The 16,131-nt window shown below is 65.4% G+C and carries 14 protein-coding genes; 5 read left to right on the top strand and 9 right to left on the bottom strand.

Annotated features, from left to right (window positions below; genetic code table 11):
* Positions 1-4: 4 nt before the first annotated feature.
* From JOE27_RS01660 to JOE27_RS01685, 6 genes are all read right to left on the bottom strand, one after another.
* Positions 5-1,480, bottom strand: coding sequence for a mannitol dehydrogenase family protein (locus tag JOE27_RS01660; RefSeq protein ID WP_119688722.1), 1,476 nt, complete (start codon positions 1,478-1,480; stop codon positions 5-7).
* 11 nt (positions 1,481-1,491) lie between these two features.
* Positions 1,492-2,604 (bottom strand): sn-glycerol-3-phosphate ABC transporter ATP-binding protein UgpC, encoded by a 1,113-nt coding sequence (gene ugpC, locus JOE27_RS01665; RefSeq protein WP_204917669.1) that lies wholly within the window; start codon positions 2,602-2,604, stop codon positions 1,492-1,494.
* Positions 2,605-2,668: 64 nt separating this feature from the next.
* Positions 2,669-3,502, bottom strand: coding sequence for a carbohydrate ABC transporter permease (locus JOE27_RS01670; RefSeq protein WP_012313928.1), 834 nt, complete (start codon positions 3,500-3,502; stop codon positions 2,669-2,671).
* Positions 3,503-3,512: 10 nt separating this feature from the next.
* Positions 3,513-4,436, bottom strand: a complete 924-nt coding sequence (locus JOE27_RS01675) for a sugar ABC transporter permease (RefSeq protein ID WP_046785650.1) — start codon at positions 4,434-4,436, stop codon at positions 3,513-3,515.
* 80 nt (positions 4,437-4,516) lie between these two features.
* Positions 4,517-5,827, bottom strand: a complete 1,311-nt coding sequence (locus JOE27_RS01680) for a sugar ABC transporter substrate-binding protein (protein ID WP_115275206.1) — start codon at positions 5,825-5,827, stop codon at positions 4,517-4,519.
* Positions 5,828-5,969: 142 nt separating this feature from the next.
* Positions 5,970-6,875: an AraC family transcriptional regulator gene (locus JOE27_RS01685; RefSeq protein ID WP_115275205.1), complete on the bottom strand. Its 906-nt coding sequence runs from the start codon at positions 6,873-6,875 to the stop codon at positions 5,970-5,972.
* A 122-nt stretch (positions 6,876-6,997) separates the two neighbouring features.
* Between JOE27_RS01685 and JOE27_RS01690 the strand changes: the two genes are divergently transcribed.
* A complete protein-coding gene (locus tag JOE27_RS01690) occupies positions 6,998-7,711 on the top strand; it encodes a GntR family transcriptional regulator (RefSeq protein WP_115275204.1) in 714 nt (237 codons plus the stop codon).
* Between the two features lie 6 nt (positions 7,712-7,717).
* Here JOE27_RS01690 and JOE27_RS01695 read toward each other — a convergent pair whose 3' ends face one another.
* The 3 genes from JOE27_RS01695 to JOE27_RS01705 form a co-directional block, all read right to left on the bottom strand.
* Entirely contained in the window at positions 7,718-8,668 is a 951-nt protein-coding gene (locus tag JOE27_RS01695; protein WP_204917671.1) for a PDR/VanB family oxidoreductase, read from the bottom strand.
* A 12-nt stretch (positions 8,669-8,680) separates the two neighbouring features.
* Positions 8,681-9,748 carry an aromatic ring-hydroxylating dioxygenase subunit alpha gene (locus JOE27_RS01700; RefSeq protein ID WP_204917673.1) on the bottom strand — a complete coding sequence of 356 codons (1,068 nt, stop codon included), beginning with the start codon at positions 9,746-9,748 and terminating at the stop codon, positions 8,681-8,683.
* Positions 9,749-9,896: 148 nt separating this feature from the next.
* The gene (locus JOE27_RS01705; protein WP_046785644.1) at positions 9,897-10,367 is read right to left on the bottom strand and encodes a MarR family transcriptional regulator; all 471 of its coding nucleotides are present in this window, start codon (positions 10,365-10,367) and stop codon (positions 9,897-9,899) included.
* A 199-nt stretch (positions 10,368-10,566) separates the two neighbouring features.
* Here JOE27_RS01705 and JOE27_RS01710 point away from each other — a divergent pair, with 199 nt between their 5' ends.
* The 4 genes from JOE27_RS01710 to JOE27_RS01725 all read left to right on the top strand — a co-directional run bounded on the left by JOE27_RS01710 (position 10,567) and on the right by JOE27_RS01725 (position 16,119).
* A complete protein-coding gene (locus JOE27_RS01710; protein WP_046785643.1) occupies positions 10,567-11,397 on the top strand; it encodes a p-hydroxycinnamoyl CoA hydratase/lyase in 831 nt (276 codons plus the stop codon).
* Positions 11,398-11,472: 75 nt separating this feature from the next.
* Positions 11,473-12,921 carry an aldehyde dehydrogenase gene (locus JOE27_RS01715; protein WP_204917675.1) on the top strand — a complete coding sequence of 483 codons (1,449 nt, stop codon included), beginning with the start codon at positions 11,473-11,475 and terminating at the stop codon, positions 12,919-12,921.
* Between the two features lie 76 nt (positions 12,922-12,997).
* Entirely contained in the window at positions 12,998-14,881 is a 1,884-nt protein-coding gene (locus JOE27_RS01720; RefSeq protein ID WP_119688726.1) for a feruloyl-CoA synthase, read from the top strand.
* A complete protein-coding gene (locus JOE27_RS01725) occupies positions 14,878-16,119 on the top strand; it encodes a thiolase family protein (RefSeq protein WP_204917677.1) in 1,242 nt (413 codons plus the stop codon). Before JOE27_RS01720 ends, JOE27_RS01725 begins: the two co-directional genes overlap by 4 nt.
* Positions 16,120-16,131 lie beyond the last annotated feature (12 nt).

The following is a 16,131-nucleotide window of genomic DNA, read 5'->3' on the forward strand; positions in this document are numbered from 1 at the left end:
CAGGTCAGTCGCCAAGCACTCGGCGCAGCGTCTCGCTCACGCCAACCTCACACAGGCTGTCATACAGGCGCTCGAAAGCGCTGACGAAGGCACCGGAGGCGGGGATGACCGTGCCAAATATCGTTTCGTCGCCCAGCACCCGGGCAGCCAGCCCGTCACGCTGCACCACCCGTGCCTGGCATTGGGCCGCGCGTGGGTCGGGGATGGCATAGGCGCTGCCCTGTTCGTCTACCCCGCCCAGGTACAGGGCCCAGGCCGCTACCACCAGGGCCACGCGGTCCAGCGGCTGGCCCTCGGCAATCAGCTGGTTGGCGGTGGGGACGATGTACTTGGGAAACTTCGATGAGCCGTCCGAGCACACCCGCTCCAGCTGGTCGGCGATGGCGCGGTTGGCGAAGCGCTCGGTGAGGCTGTCCTTGTAGCGTTCCAGGTCGATGCCCGGCGCCGGGGCAAGTTGCGGGGTCACGTCCAGGTCCATGAACGTGCGCATGTAGCGGCGCAGCAGTGGGTCGGCAAGGGTTTCGTGGACCAGGCGGTAGCCCTGCAGGAAGCCCAGGTAGGTCAGTGCCAGGTGGCTGCCGTTGAGCAGCTTGATTTTCATTTCTTCATAGGGCGTGACGTCGTCGGTGAACTGCACACCGACCTTTTCCCACGCCGGGCGCCCGGCTACGAATTTGTCTTCCACCACCCACTGCAGGAACGGCTCGCACACCACCGGCCAGGCATCCTCGACGCCGTGGCGCTCGAACAGTCGTTGGCGGTGGTCGCTGCTGGTCATTGGCGTGATGCGGTCGACCATGGCGTTGGGGAAGCTCACGTGCTCGCCTATCCAGTGGGCCAGGTCCGGGTCGAGCAACCGGGCAAAGGCCAGCAGGGCCTTGCGCGCGACCGCGCCATTGTGCGGAAGGTTGTCGCAGGACATCACCGTGAACGGCCCCACGCCGGCCTCGCGGCGCCGCCGCAGGGCTTCGCAGAGAAAGCCGAACACGCCTTGCGGGGCCTGCGGGTTGGCCAGATCGTGCCGGACCTGCGCCAGGTCGGCGCGAAACTCGCCGGTGCTGTCGTCGATGCAGTAGCCGCCTTCGGTGATGGTCAGCGAGACGATGCGGACGCCGGGCTCGGCCAGTTTGGCCAGCAGCGCTTGGGCATCGTCCTCGGCCAAGAGCATGTCATTGAGGGCACCGATCACCCGCACTTCGGTGTCGGGTCGGTCGTCCAGCACAAACAGGGTGTACAGGTAGCCCTGCGCCGCCAGGGCGTCGCGCATGGCGCGGTCTTCGCTGCGCAGGCCGGCGCCGCAGATGGCCCAGTCCAGGCCTTCGCCGCGGTTCATCAGGGCGTCGGTGTAGGCCGCCTGATGGGCACGGTGAAACCCACCTACGCCAATGTGCACGATGCCCTGGCGCAGCTGCGAGGGCGCGTAGGAAGGGCGGGCGACCGTGGGCGCCAGCAGGTCGAGGTGGTGCGGGTCGAGTTTCATCGTGTACGTCCTCAGGCCGCTTGCTGCAGGCGTTTGTCCAAGGCCTGGCCGTTGCTGTCGAACAGGTGGCAGTGGCCCGGGTCGAAGGTCAGTTCCAGGGGCTCGCCGAAGGCCGGCGCAAAGTCGCCGCGCACCCGTACGGTGAGCATTTCCCCGGAGCCGGCACGTACATGGCAGTAGCTGTCACTGCCCAGGCGCTCACTGACGTCGGCGGTCACCTGCAGCAAGCCGGGTGTGCCGTGCCCGGCGCTGGCGATGTTCAGGTGCTCCGGGCGGATGCCCAGCGTCACGGGGCTGCCAGCGGGCAGGCCGTCTGTGCACAGTGCCAGGCTGACACGGGCACCGCATTCAAGGGTGACCTCGCACGAGGTGCCCTGGCTGGGGCTCACGTGGCCGCGCAAAAAGCCCATTTTCGGTGTGCCGAGAAAGCCTGCGACGAACAGGTTGGCCGGGTGGTGGTACAGCTCCAGCGGCGAGCCGACCTGCTCGATGCGCCCGCCGTTGAGCACCACCACCTTGTCGGCCAGGGTCATCGCCTCGACCTGGTCGTGGGTCACGTAGATCATGGTCGCGGCCAGCTCCTGGTGCAGGCGCGCAAGCTCCAGGCGCATCTGCACGCGCAGGGCGGCGTCAAGGTTAGACAGCGGCTCGTCGAACAGGAAAATCTTTGGGTTGCGCACGATCGCCCGGCCGATCGCCACCCGCTGGCGCTGGCCACCAGACAGTTGGCGGGGTTTGCGTTCAAGCAGCGGTTGCAGTTCTAGGATGCGCGCGGCGTTGTCGACTTTGGCCTGCACTTCACGCTTGTCCACGCCGGCCAGGTCCAGGGCGAACGACAGGTTCTTGCGTACGGTCATGTGCGGGTAGAGCGCGTAGGTCTGGAACACCATGGCCAGGTCGCGTTTGGCCGGGGCGGTGTCAGTGATGTCGACGCCGTCCAGGGTGATGTGGCCGCCGCTGACCTCCTCAAGGCCGGCGATCAGCCGCAGCAGTGTCGACTTGCCACACCCGGACGGGCCGACGAACACCACGAACTCACGGTCGCGCACCTCCAGGTCGATGCCCTTGATGATGGCGTGGCCATCGAAGCCTTTGTGCAGGTTGCGGATCTTCAGGTCAGCCATGGCGAATGTCCTCTGCGGCGGCCCGCAATAGGGGTGATTGAGCAGGTGTCGTGTGGGGGGCGGTTCATTTCACGGCGCCGAACGAAAGGCCGCGCACCAGCTGCTTCTGGCTGATCCAGCCGAAAATCAGGATGGGCGCGCAGGCCAGGGTCGAGACGGCCGAGAGCTTGGCCCAGAACAGCCCCTCCGGGCTTGAGTAGGAAGCCACCAGCGCGGTCAGTGGGGCGGCAGCCGAAGAGGTCAGGTTGAGCGACCAGAACGCCTCGTTCCAGCACAGGATCAACGACAGCAGCACGGTCGAGGCCAGCCCGCCGCGAGCGATCGGCAGCAACACGCGGACGATTTCCTGCCAGGTGCCGGCACCGTCCAGGCGCGCGGCTTCAAGGATGTCCACCGGGATGTCCTTGAAGTAGGTGTACACCATCCACACCACGATCGGCAGGTTGATCAGGGTGTAGACGATGATCAGCGCCAGGCGCGAGTCGAGCAGGCCGAACTGTTTGGCCAGCAGGTAGATCGGCATCAGCACGCCCACCGGCGGCAGCATCTTGGTCGACAGCATCCACAGCAGCGTGCGCTTGGTATGGCGGGTTTCGAAAAAGGCCATGGAGTAGGCCGCCGGCACTGCGACAAGCATGCACAGCGCGGTTGCCGAGAAGGCGATCAGCACCGAATTCCAGGCGTAGGCGAAGTAGTCGCTGCGCTCGTTGATGTGCAGGTAGTTTTCCAGCGTTGGCGCGAAGATGAACTGTGGCGGTGTGGCGAAGGCGTCGAGCTCGGTCTTGAAGCTGGTCAGCAGCATCCAGAAGATCGGGAAGAAGATCACCAGGGCGATGCCCCAGCACAGCAGGCCGATCAATGCGTCGCGCAGGCGGCGGGTTTGCTTGAGTGGCAGCATGGCGGGCTCCTCAGCGGCGCTCGGTCAGGTTCTTGCCGATCATCCGTATCAGCACGATGGCGGCGATGTTGGCGATCAGCACGGCGATCAGGCCGCCGGCCGAGGCCATGCCGACGTCGAACTGCAGCAGCGCCTGGTTGTAGATCAGGTAGGCGAGGTTGGTGGACGCATAGCCCGGGCCGCCGCTGGTGGTGGTGAAGATTTCGGCGAACACCGACAGCAGGAAGATGGTCTCGATCATCACCACCACGGCAATCGGGCGGGCCAGGTGCGGCAGGGTCAGGTGCCAGAAGATCGCCAGCGGACCGGCGCCGTCCAGGCGCGCGGCTTCTTTCTGTTCCAGGTCCTGCGACTGCATGGCGGTCATCAGGATCAGGATGGCGAACGGTAGCCACTGCCAGGAGACGATCAGGATGATCGACAGCAGCGGGTAGTGCGCCAGCCAGTCCACGGGCTGCGCGCCGAACAGCCGCCACACGGCCGCGAGAATGCCCGACACCGGGTGCAATATCAGGTTCTTCCACAGCAGCGCGCTGACCGTGGGCATGATGAAGAACGGTGAAATCAGCAGCACCCGTACCACGCCGCGCCCCCAGAACTCGCCGGCCTCCAGCAGCGCCGCGATGAGCACGCCGAACACCACGCTGATCGCCAGCACGCTGCCGACCAGGGTCAGGGTGTTCAGGGCGCCGGGCATGAAGCCTGGGTCGGTGACGAAGTACGCGAAGTTCTCCAGGCCTACGTACGCATTTTCGCCCGGGTACAGCAGGTTGTAGCGGATCAGCGAAAAATACAGGGTCATGCCCAAGGGTACGACCATCCACAACAGCAGCAGCGCCACCGAAGGGCTGACCAGGAACCAGCCCGGCCCGACGCGGCGTTTGCCGGGGCGTGCGGTGGCGAGGGTCGGGGTATCGAGGGCCGAAGTGTCCATGGCGACTCCGTGTGCAGCGAAAAGGGCGGACGGCGGCCGTCACCGCGCCAGGCGTTGGCGCGGCTCAGGCCACGGGTGGGCTACTTGGGATAACCGGCGCGCTTCATCTCGCGTTCGGTGGACTGCTGGGCGGCGGCAAGCACCTGGTCGACCTTCATCTGCCCGGTCAGGGCGGCGGAGAACAGCTTGCCGACCTGCGTCCCAATGGCCTGGAACTCGGGGATGGTCACCAACTGAATACCCACGTACGGCACGGGCTTGAGCGTGGGGTGGTTGGGGTCAACGCGCTTGAGCGACTCCAGCGTCACCTTGGCGAACGGCGCTGCGGCCAGGTAGGCGTCGCTGTAGGTAGAGGCGCGGGTGCCTGGTGGCACGTTGGCCACGCCTTCCTTGTCGGCCACCAGTTTGCCGTAGGCTTCAGACGTGGCCCAGGTGCTGAAGGCCTTCGCCGCGTCCTTGGCCTTGGAGCTGCTGGGGATGGCCAGCGCCCAGGAATACAGCCACGAGGCGCCCTTGTCGGTGACCTCTTTTGGCGCAAAGGTGAAGCCGACCTGGTCGGCGACCTTGCTCTGGGTCTTGTCGGTGACGAACGAGCCGGCAACGCTGGCATCGACCCACATCGCGCACTTGCCGCTGTTGAACAGTGCCAGGTTTTCGTTGAAGCCGTTGCTCGACGCGCCTGGCGGGCCGTACTGCTTCAAGGTGTCGACGTAGAAGTTCAGCGCGTTCTTCCACGCGCTGCCGGTGAATTCCGGCTGCCACTGTTCGTTGAACCAGCGTGCTCCAAAGGCATTGGCCACGGTGCCGATCAGCGCCATGTTCTCGCCCCAGCCGGCCTTGCCGCGCAGGCAGATGCCGTACTGGCCCTGGTCGGGGTGGTGGAGTTTGGCGGCAAATTCACCCAGCTGGGTCCAGGTCGGTTGCTCGGGCATGCTCAGCCCAGCGTTCTGGAACAGGTCCTTGCGGTAGTAGGTGATCGAGGCCTCGGCGTAGAAGGGCAGGGCGTACAGCGTGCCGTTGGCCGACAAGCCATTGCGCACAGACGGGAACACGTCGTCGAGGTTGTAATCGGCCGGCAGGTCCTTCATCGGCTCCAGCCAGCCTTTGGCGCCCCACAGTGCGGCTTCGTACATGCCGATGGTCAGTACGTCGAACTGCCCGCCCTGGGTGGCGATGTCGGTAGTCAGGCGCTGGCGCAGCACGTTCTCTTCAAGCACGACCCACTTGAGCCTGATGTCCGGGTGCTGCTCTTCGAACACCTTGGCCAGGCGCTGCATGCGGATCATGTCGTTGTTGTTGACCGTGGCGATGGTCAGCGTTTCGGCGCCCTGGGCCATTAGCGGCAGGCTGAGGCAGGCAGCGGCCAGGCAGGCCTTGATCGCGTCGTTCATCTATGAACTCCCTTACCGGGCCGGCTGACGGCACGGAAGACATTATTATTTTTGTGTCGCTGGCGCTGATTACACCCCCGCGTGGCGCTGCCGACAAAGCTTGGGCTGCACGCTGGCTGATACTTTTTTGCAGTTGTTGCGCTCAGTGATGGTTCTGCTCGGTCAGCCGCTGGATCACCAGGCTGCGATAGTCGGAGGGGGTCATGCCTTTGAGCTGTTGAAAGCGCCGGTTGAAATTGGACAGGTTGCTGAAGCCTGATTCGAAGCACACCCCGGTCACCGGCAGGTCGCTTTTGGCCAGCAGTTCGCAGGCCTTGCTGACCCGCAGGCGGTTGACGAACTCGACAAAACCGCGCCCGGCCGCCTGTTTGAAGAAGCGTGAGAAGTAGGTGGGGGTCATGCCCAGGTGCTCGGCCACTTCGTTCTGGGTCAAGTCCTGGGCGTAGTGCTGGAAGATGTAGTTCACCGCCCGGTTGATGCGCTCGACGTTGTGCTCGTCAGCCAAATGCGAGGAGGTGACTGTGGACAACAACTGGTAGTCCTCGCAGCCGGCCAGCTGTTCCATGAGGATAAAAAAGTATCCAAGGCGGGTCATGCCGCGGCTGTGCGCGATGCGTTGCAACAATTGGCGGCTCTCGGCGATCAGCGTGGGGTCACGGAACTCGATGCCGTAGTGTGCGCGGGCCAGCAACGGGCTGAGTTGGTGCAGTTCAGAAAATGCCCGGCTGCCGCTGTGCAGCACCTCGTCCGTGAAATTGACCAGCATGTCGCGCTGGCTGAATACCTCCCCAGGGCCGGCCTGGCTGATCCAGTTGTGCGGCAGGTTGGGCCCTGTGAGGAAAAGCGTGTTCGGCGCGAAGCTGCCGATGTAGTCGCCGATGAACACTTTGCCGGCGCTGGCCACGATCAGGTGCAGTTCGTATTCCTTGTGGAAATGCCAGCGCACCAGCGGGCTGGGAAAGCCATGCTGGCGGTAGATCAGAGAGTCGCCCTCGTGATCGTCCATCAACTCGTAGGACGGGTCGCTGACTTTGCTCGTTCTGGGCATGGCGCTGCTGGGCTCCGAAGGACGAAGTACCATCGTAGCCTGAACAGGGCAGGTGTCACAGGCCGCCAAGCGCGCCCGCGCTTGCGCTATGATTGGCGCTTCTGTCTCTGGAACCTCCCTGGATGAGCAAGCCCGGTCAAATGGTGCTGATCGCGTTGCGCAAGATGATCGCCTCGGGCGAACTGGCGGCTGGCGCGCGGCTGATGGAAGTGCCTACCGCCGAACGGTTCGGCGTCTCACGCATGCCCGTACGCATGGCGTTTCGTACCCTGGAGCAGGAGGGCCTGCTGGTGCGTTGCGGCGGCCGTGGCTTCCAGGTGCGTTCGGTCAGCGCCGACGACATTGCCGGTGCGGTGGAGGTGCGCGGTGTGCTCGAAGGCCTGGCTGCCCGCCAGGCCGCTGAGCGCGGCCTGCTGCCCGCGGCGCGCGAGGCGCTGCAGCGCTGCCTGGTCGAAGGCGACCTGTTGTTCGACAAGGGGTATGTGACCGAAGAGGACTTGCACGCCTATCACGACCTGAACATGCGCTTTCACCAGGTGATCGTCGAGGCCAGCCACAACCCGGCCATCGCCGATGCCCTGGCGCGCAACGACCACTTGCCGTTCGCTTCGGTCACTGCGCTGGCGGTGGACCGTCACGACCTCGCCCGTGAATTCCGGCGCTTCAACTTCGCGCACATGCAGCACCATGCGGTGTTCGATGCGCTCACCCACGGCCAGGGTGCCCGCGCCGAGGCGATCATGCGCGAACATGCCAATGCCACGTTGCGCTATGCCGAAACCTTTGGCGCGGCCACGGCGGACGAGGGCATGAAGGTGATCCTGCCCCCGTCCTGAGGCGTTTTACAGGTCCAGTACCAGCAGGGGCGTCTTCGCCCGCGAACAGCACGGCGTGAACTGATCGTTCAGGGCCTGTTCCTGTTCCGTGAGGAACAGGTCGCGGTGCTCTGGCGTGCCCTGCAGCACACGCGTCAGGCAGGTGCCGCAAATACCCTGTTCACAGGAGACGGCGATCTCGATGCCGTGGCGTTCCAGCACCTGCACCACGCTCTGGTCGGCCGGCACCTCGAACACTTGGCCGGTGCTGCCTACCTGCACCGAGAAGCTGCCGTCGTCGCTGTTTGCAACCGGCGCTGCGGCGAAGTACTCGCGGTGCAGGTTGGCCTGCTGCCACCCCAACTGCTTGGCAGTGTCCAGCACGTGCTGCATGAAGCCGCCAGGCCCGCACACGTAAAGGTGCACATCGCCCTGCGGGCTGCCCAGCACTTGGGCGATGTCCAGGGCGGTCTCCGGCTGCTCGTCAAAATGTACGAACAGGCGGTCAGCGAAGGGTGCGGCGCTCAGGCGCTCGACAAAGGCTGCGCGGTCGCTGGAGCGTGCACAGTAGTGCAATTCGAAATCGTCGCCGTTGCAGGCCAGTTGCTCCGCCATGCACAGCAGGGGCGTTATGCCGATGCCACCGGCGAACAGCAGGCTGCGCCGGGCGCCCTGGGCCAGCGGGAACAGGTTGCGTGGGGCGCTGATGCGCAGGCGGTGGCCAGCCTGCACCTGCTCGTGAAGGCTGCGCGAACCGCCGCGTGAGGCGGGGTCGTTGAGCACGCCGATCAGGTAGCGGTGGCGTTCTGCTGGGTGGTTGCACAGGGAATACTGGCGCACCAGCCCGTCCGGCAGGTGCACATCGATGTGCGCGCCGGCGCTGAAGGGCGGCAGTGGGCTGCCATCGGCGGCCGCCAGCTCGAAGCTGCAGATGCCCTGGGCTTCGTCGTTGCGGGATACCACTACGGCATCGATCATGGCGCGGGCTCCTCAGGCGGGGGTGGTGTGGGTGGCGATCACGTGCGGTTTGGGCGCGTGCTCTTTGGCGATCAGCCGCTCCAGCACCTTGCGCGCCTGTACGCCGCCGGCGTCGATGTTGAGCTTGAGCAGGTTGCGCTCGGGGTAGGCGAGCAGGTTCTGCTGCTGGCGTTCGAGCATTTCCAGGTCTTCGCTGAAAATCTTGCCCTGGCCTTCGCGGATGCTCGCGGTCAGGGCCTGATCGTGGGCGGCAAAATTGCGCGCCATGCCCCAGAAGTACCAGATCGAGGTGTCGCTCTCGGGGGTGATGAAATCGACCACGATGCTCGAGGCCTTGTGCTCGGCCGGGGCGTGGTAGCCGCCGTGGCCTGCATGGGCCACGCCCACCTCGATCAGTACATGGCTGGGCGGGGTGAAGCGGCAGATCTGCCAGCGGTCCACCGGCACGTCATCGGCCAGGCCGTTGCCGCGCAGGGCCATGCGCCAGAAGGGCGGCGGCATGATGTTTTCCATGTGCCGGGCGGTGACCACTTCGTCGCCGCTCACCGTGGTGGCCGGGGGCGCCTCGTCGATTTCCTTCTGGCCGATGCTGGAGGCGTGCACATAGGTTTCATGGGTGAGGTCCATGAGGTTGTCGATCATCAGGCGGTAATCGCAACCGATGTGGAACAACCCGCCGCCATAGGCCCATTCGTCGCTGGCCGCCCACGGCAGGTGCGGGATCAGGGCCGGGTCAGCCTGGGTTTGGTCACCGGGCCAGACCCAGATGAAGCCATGGCGCTCGACCACGGCGAAGGCCTTGTTGCAGGGGAAGCCCCGCACCCGTTGGCCAGGCATGGCGACGGCTTTGCCATCACAGCCCATGACCAGCCCGTGGTAGCCGCACACCAGGTTGCCGTTTTCGACAAAGCCCAGCGACAAGGGCGCGCCGCGGTGCGGGCAAAAGTCTTCTACGGCGGCGACGCGGTTTTCGTTACCACGGTAGAACACGATCTTCTCCCCGCAAATCTGCCGGCCCAAGGGCTTCTCGGCGATTTCGTCAGGGGTGCAGGCGACGTACCAGGTGTTTTTCGGGTACATGAAGGACCTCCAATTGTTGTTGTTATTTAATGGATCCATTAAGGCCTGAGCTGAAAGGCTGGTCAATGGTTAATCCCAACAAAAATTGGAGGCTGTGCGATTATCGTACGCTTAATGGATCCATTTGGCGGATTGGGGATGAATGGCCCTATTCCTTGTAAATTTTCGTCAGCAGCCGCAGCAGTTCTGTGCGCTCGGCTTCTTCAAGGCTGCCAGTAGCCTCCCGATCGCTGTCGCTGGCGATCTGTTTGAGCTCCTTGAGCATCGCTTCGCCCGACTTGCTCAAGAAAATCCCGTAAGAGCGCTTGTCCGGCTTGCACCGCACTCGCACGGCCAGCGCACGCTCTTCCAGTTTGTTCAGCAGCGGCACCACCTGCGGCGGCTCGATCGCCAAGGCGCGCGCCAGGTCCGCCTGCATCAGGCCCGGGTTCTGCTCGATGATCGCCAGCGCAGAGAACTGCGCCGGGCGCAGGTCGTAGGCCGCCAGCCGGCTGATCAGGTGCTGGAACAGCTTCAGCTGGGCGCGGCGCAACGCGTAACCGAGCAGGTCCTCAAGGACCGTGTCGCCAGGGGGCGTGGGCAGGGAAGCGGTGTCGTCGGTTCGGGCAGACCTTGCCATCGGATTGCATGCTCCTGTGTCATGAGTAAGAAAGTTACCCAGTTTGCCTGCGCTGGCTCAATCCGGCTAGTGAAGCTCAGGCTAAAAAGCTTCTCAACCGGCTGGAAGGCAAAGATAATTTTCATAATAGTTAATTGACATAACTAATTTGCCGGATTAGTTTGATGGTCACCACCTCGAACAACAAGAGTGCAGAACCATGAGCAAATACGAAGGCCGCTGGACCACCGTGAAGGTCGAACTGGAGTCGGGCATCGCCTGGGTAACCCTCAACCGCCCGGAAAAACGCAATGCCATGAGCCCCACCCTGAACCGGGAAATGGTCGACGTGCTGGAAACCCTGGAGCAGGACGCCGACGCCGGCGTGCTGGTGCTGACCGGGGCCGGTGAGTCGTGGACTGCAGGCATGGACCTGAAGGAATACTTCCGCGAGGTCGACGCCGGCCCCGAAATCCTTCAGGAAAAAATCCGCCGTGAAGCCTCGCAATGGCAATGGAAGCTGCTGCGCATGTACGCCAAGCCGACCATCGCCATGGTCAACGGCTGGTGCTTCGGCGGCGGTTTCAGCCCACTGGTGGCCTGCGACCTGGCCATCTGCGCCGACGAGGCCACCTTCGGCCTGTCGGAAATCAACTGGGGCATCCCGCCCGGCAACCTGGTCAGCAAGGCGATGGCCGATACCGTTGGCCATCGCCAGTCGCTGTACTACATCATGACTGGCAAGACCTTCGGCGGTGCCAAAGCCGCCGAGATGGGCCTGGTCAACGAGAGCGTACCGCTGGCCCAGCTGCGCGAGACGACCCGCGAGCTGGCGCTGAACCTGCTGGAGAAGAACCCGGTGGTGCTGCGTGCAGCCAAGAACGGCTTCAAGCGTTGCCGCGAACTGACCTGGGAGCAGAACGAAGACTACCTCTACGCCAAACTCGACCAGTCCCGCCTGCTGGACACCGAGGGCGGTCGCGAGCAGGGCATGAAGCAGTTCCTCGACGACAAGTCCATCAAGCCGGGCCTGCAGGCTTACAAACGCTGAGGGCCGGGGCGGGCTGTGCCGCCACTGGCCACAGCCTGCGGATATTTCTCTACAACCACAACAAGAGGGATGAGCATGTTGCAGGTGCCTTTGCTGATTGGCGGGCAGTCGCGCCCCGCCAGCGATGGACGAACCTTCCAGCGCTGCAACCCGGTCACCGGTGAGGTGGTGTCGCAAGTCGCTGCCGCCACGCTGGCCGATGCCGATGCCGCGGTGGCCGCCGCCAGCGCAGCGTTCCCGGCCTGGGCCGCGCTGGCGCCCGGTGAGCGGCGCAGCCGCTTGCTGGCCGGCGCCGACCTGCTGCAGGCGCGCGCTGCCGAGTTCATCGCCGCGGCCGGCGAAACCGGGGCCATGGCCAACTGGTATGGCTTCAACGTGAAGCTGGCCGCCAACATGTTGCGCGAAGCTGCGGCCATGACTACGCAGATTACCGGTGAGGTCATCCCCTCGGATGTGCCCGGCAGCTTTGCCATGGCCCTGCGCGCCCCTTGCGGTGTGGTGCTGGGCATCGCACCGTGGAACGCCCCGGTGATCCTCGCCACGCGGGCCATCGCCATGCCGCTGGCCTGTGGTAACACCGTAGTGCTCAAGGCCTCCGAGGTCAGCCCGGCGGTGCACAGGCTGATCGGCCAGGTGCTCCACGATGCAGGCTTGGGCGAAGGCGTGGTCAATGTGATCAGCAATGACCCGGCCGATGCGCCCGCCATCGTCGAGCGGCTGATCGCCAACCCTGCGGTGCGCCGCGTCAATTTCACCGGCTCCACCCAGGTGGGGCGCATTGTCGGCGAGCTGGCTGCACGGCACCTGAAACCTGCCTTGCTCGAACTGGGCGGCAAGGCGCCGCTGCTGGTGCTCGATGACGCCGACCTGGACGCCGCCGTCGAAGCCGCAGCGTTTGGGGCCTACTTCAACCAGGGCCAGATCTGCATGTCCACCGAGCGCCTGGTGGTCGACAACTGCATCGCCGACACCTTCGTCGACAAGCTGGCGGCCAAGGTCGGCGGGCTGCGCGCAGGTGACCCACAGGCCAGCACGTCGGTGCTCGGTTCGCTGGTCAGCGGTGCGGCCGGCGAGCGCATCAAGGCGCTGATCGACGATGCCGTGGCCAAGGGTGCACGCCTGGTGTGCGGCGGCCAGCTGGACGGCAGCATTTTGCAGCCCACCCTGTTGGACAACGTCGACGCAAGCATGCGCCTGTACCACGAAGAGTCCTTCGGGCCGGTGGCAGTGGTGCTGCGCGCCGAGGGCGATGAAGCCTTGCTGAAGCTGGCCAACGACTCCGAGTTCGGCTTGTCGTCGGCCATCTTCAGCCGCGACACCAGCCGTGCGCTGGCCTTGGCCCAGCGTGTAGAGTCGGGTATCTGCCACATCAACGGCCCGACCGTGCATGACGAGGCGCAGATGCCCTTCGGTGGGGTCAAGGCCAGCGGCTACGGCAGCTTCGGCAGCCGCACCGCCATCGATCAATTCACCCAGCTGCGCTGGGTCACCCTCCAGCATGGCCCCAGGCATTACCCCATCTAGGCAACGCGCACCATCGGCCGCCGCCCGCACCGCCGGGCGGCGGCAGGCTGTACAACAATAACAAGGAGCAACCTGCGTGAATAACCAAGCCCGCACAGGGGCGACCGCCCCTGGTCAAAGCCCGCGCTACCGGCAGGTGTCCATCGGGCATCCCCAGGTGCAGTTCAGCGAGGCCGACGGCATCCTGCGCATGCAGGCCGTCGAGCCCCTGGCGCCGCTGCCGGCGCGCCTGCTTGACCGGCTGCTGCACTGGGCCGCACAGCGCCCGGACACCACCTTCATTGCCGCGCGTCAGCCCGACGGTGCCTGGCGCACAATCACCTACGCGCAGATGCTCGTGCAGGTACGTACCATCGCCGCCAACCTGCTGGGCTTTGGCCTGAGCGCCGAGCGGCCGCTGGCGCTTTTTTCCGGCAACGATATCGAGCACCTGCAGATCGCCTTGGGCGCCATGTACGCCGGCATCCCGTATTGCCCGGTGTCGCCGGCCTACGCGCTACTGTCCCAGGACTTTGCCAAGCTGCGGCATGTGTGCGAGGTACTGACGCCGGGGTTGGTGTTCGCCACCGACACCCAGCCGTTCCAGCGTGCCTTCGACGCCGTGCTGGACCCATCGGTGGCGGTGGTGAGCGTGCGCGGCCAGGCCGCCGGCCGCCGGCACCTGAGCTTCGACAGCCTGCTGCAGCCGGGCGACCTTGCGCCAGCCGATGCGGCGTTTGCCGCCACCGGGCCCGACACCATCGCCAAGTTCCTCTTCACCTCCGGCTCCACCAAGCTGCCCAAGGCGGTCGTCACCACCCAACGCATGCTGTGCGCCAACCAGCAGATGCTGTTGCAGACCTTCCCGGTGTTCGCAGAAGAGCCGCCGGTGCTGGTGGACTGGCTGCCGTGGAACCACACCTTCGGCGGCAGCCACAATTTGGGCATCGTGCTGTACAACGGCGGCAGCTTCTACCTGGACGCCGGCAAGCCCACCCCGCAAGGCTTCGGCGAAACCTTGCGCAACCTGCGCGAGATTTCTCCCACCGCCTACCTGACCGTGCCCAAGGGCTGGGAAGAACTGGTCAAGGCACTGGAGCAGGACGCGCAGTTGCGTGAAGTGTTCTTTGCCCGCATGAAGCTGTTCTTCTTCGCCGCCGCCGGGCTTTCACAAAGCGTGTGGGACCGCCTGGACCGCATTGCCGAGCAGCACTGTGGCGAGCGTATCCGCATGATGGCTGGCCTTGGCATGACCGAAGCGGCGCCATCCTGCACGTTCACCACCGGGCCATTGTCTCTGGCAGGCTACGTGGGCTTGCCGGCACCGGGGTGCGAAGTGAAGCTGGTGCCGCTGGACGGCAAGCTGGAGGCGCGCTTTCGCGGCCCGCACATCATGCCCGGCTACTGGCGTTCGCCGCAGCAAACGGCCGAGGCGTTCGATGACGAGGGCTTTTACTGCTCGGGCGATGCCTTGAAGCTCGCCGATGCGCAGCAGCCCGAACAGGGCCTGATGTTCGATGGGCGTATTGCCGAAGACTTCAAGTTGTCGTCGGGGGTGTTCGTCAGTGTCGGGCCGCTGCGTAACCGTGCGGTGCTCGAAGGCTCACCCTATGTGCAGGACATCGTGGTGGCTGCGCCGGACCGCGAATGCCTGGGCATCCTGGTGTTCCCGCGTCTGCCCGAATGCCGGCAACTGGCCGGGCTACCGGCTGCGGCCAGCGATGCCGAAGTGCTCGGCAGCGGCGCGGTGCGCAGCTGGTTCGCCGCTTGGCTGGAGCGCCTGAACCGTGATGCCCAGGGCAACGCCAGCCGGATCGAATGGTTGTCACTGCTGGTAGAGCCGCCATCGATCGACGCCGGGGAGATCACCGACAAAGGCTCGATCAACCAGCGTGCGGTGTTGCAGCGCCGGGCTGACAAGGTAGAGGCGCTGTACCGTGGCGAAGACCCAACCGTGCTGCCCGCGCAGGCGCGCCCGTGAGCAGCGCCGGGCTGTGCACCGCGTTCGACGATGTGGCCATCGTGCAGATGGTGCGCACGCCGTGGGTCGACCTCGGCGGTGCGCTCGCCGCGGTTTCACCGATCGACCTGGGCATCAAGGCCGGGCGGGCGGTGCTGGCGCGCGCCGGCATCAGCCCGCAGGCGGTGGACAGCGTGCTGGCCGGCAGCATGGCCCAGGCCAGTTTCGATGCGTACCTGCTGCCGCGCCATGTCGGGCTGTACTGCGGGGTGCCGCAAGCCGTGCCCGCGCTGGCAGTGCAGCGCATCTGCGGCACCGGCCTCGAGCTGCTGCGCCAGGCCGGGGAGCAGTTGCGCAGTGGTGTGCAGCAGGTGCTGTGCGTTGGCGCCGAGTCGATGTCGCGCAACCCGATCGCGGCGTATGAACACCGTGGCGGCTTTCGCCTTGGCGCGCCGGTAGGGTTCAAGGATTTTCTCTGGGAGGCGTTGTACGACCCGGCTGCCGGGGTGGACATGATCGGTACCGCAGAAAACCTGGCCCGCGCGCATGGCCTGAGCCGAGAGGCGGTGGATGCCTGGGCGCTGCGCAGCCATCAGCGTGCGCTGCAAGCCCAGCAGCAGGGCTGGTTCGACGAGGAAATCGTCGAGGTCACGGCAGAGGCTTTCAGCGCCGAAGGCTGCCTGCCACGTGGCATCGAACTGCCACGCGGCGTGGCCCACGTCAGCCACGACAGCCACCCGCGGCCGACCGATGCCACAGCGCTGGCCCGCCTGCGTGCGGTGCACGCCGGTGGCGTGCAAACCGCCGGCAACAGTTGTGCAGTGGTCGATGGCGCGGCGGCGGCGTTGGTGACGCGTTTTTCCGCGTGCACCCAGCCACCGTTGGCACGCTTGCTGATGGCCACGGCCGTGGGCGTGCCCCCCAGCACCATGGGCATTGGGCCGGCCCCGGCCATTGCCTTGCTGCTCGAACGCAGTGGCCTGCGCCTGGAGCAGATCGACCGCTTCGAAATCAACGAAGCGCAAGCCGCCCAGGTACTGGCAGTGGCCCAAGCGCTGCAACTGGATGTGGAAAAACTCAACGTGCATGGCGGTGCCATCGCCCTGGGCCACCCCTTGGCTGCCACCGGCCTGCGCCTGGTGCACACCCTGGCCCGTCAGTTGCGCCAGGGCAACCTGCGTTATGGCATCGCTGCGGCCTGCATCGGCGGCGGCCAAGGCATGGCGGTGCTGATCGAAAACCCCCACTTCGCGGCTTGAATCCGAGGACTC

Origin of the sequence: Pseudomonas sp. M5 (genome assembly GCF_016907075.1) — a bacterium.
In the GTDB taxonomy this organism is placed as follows: domain Bacteria; phylum Pseudomonadota; class Gammaproteobacteria; order Pseudomonadales; family Pseudomonadaceae; genus Aquipseudomonas; species Aquipseudomonas putida_E.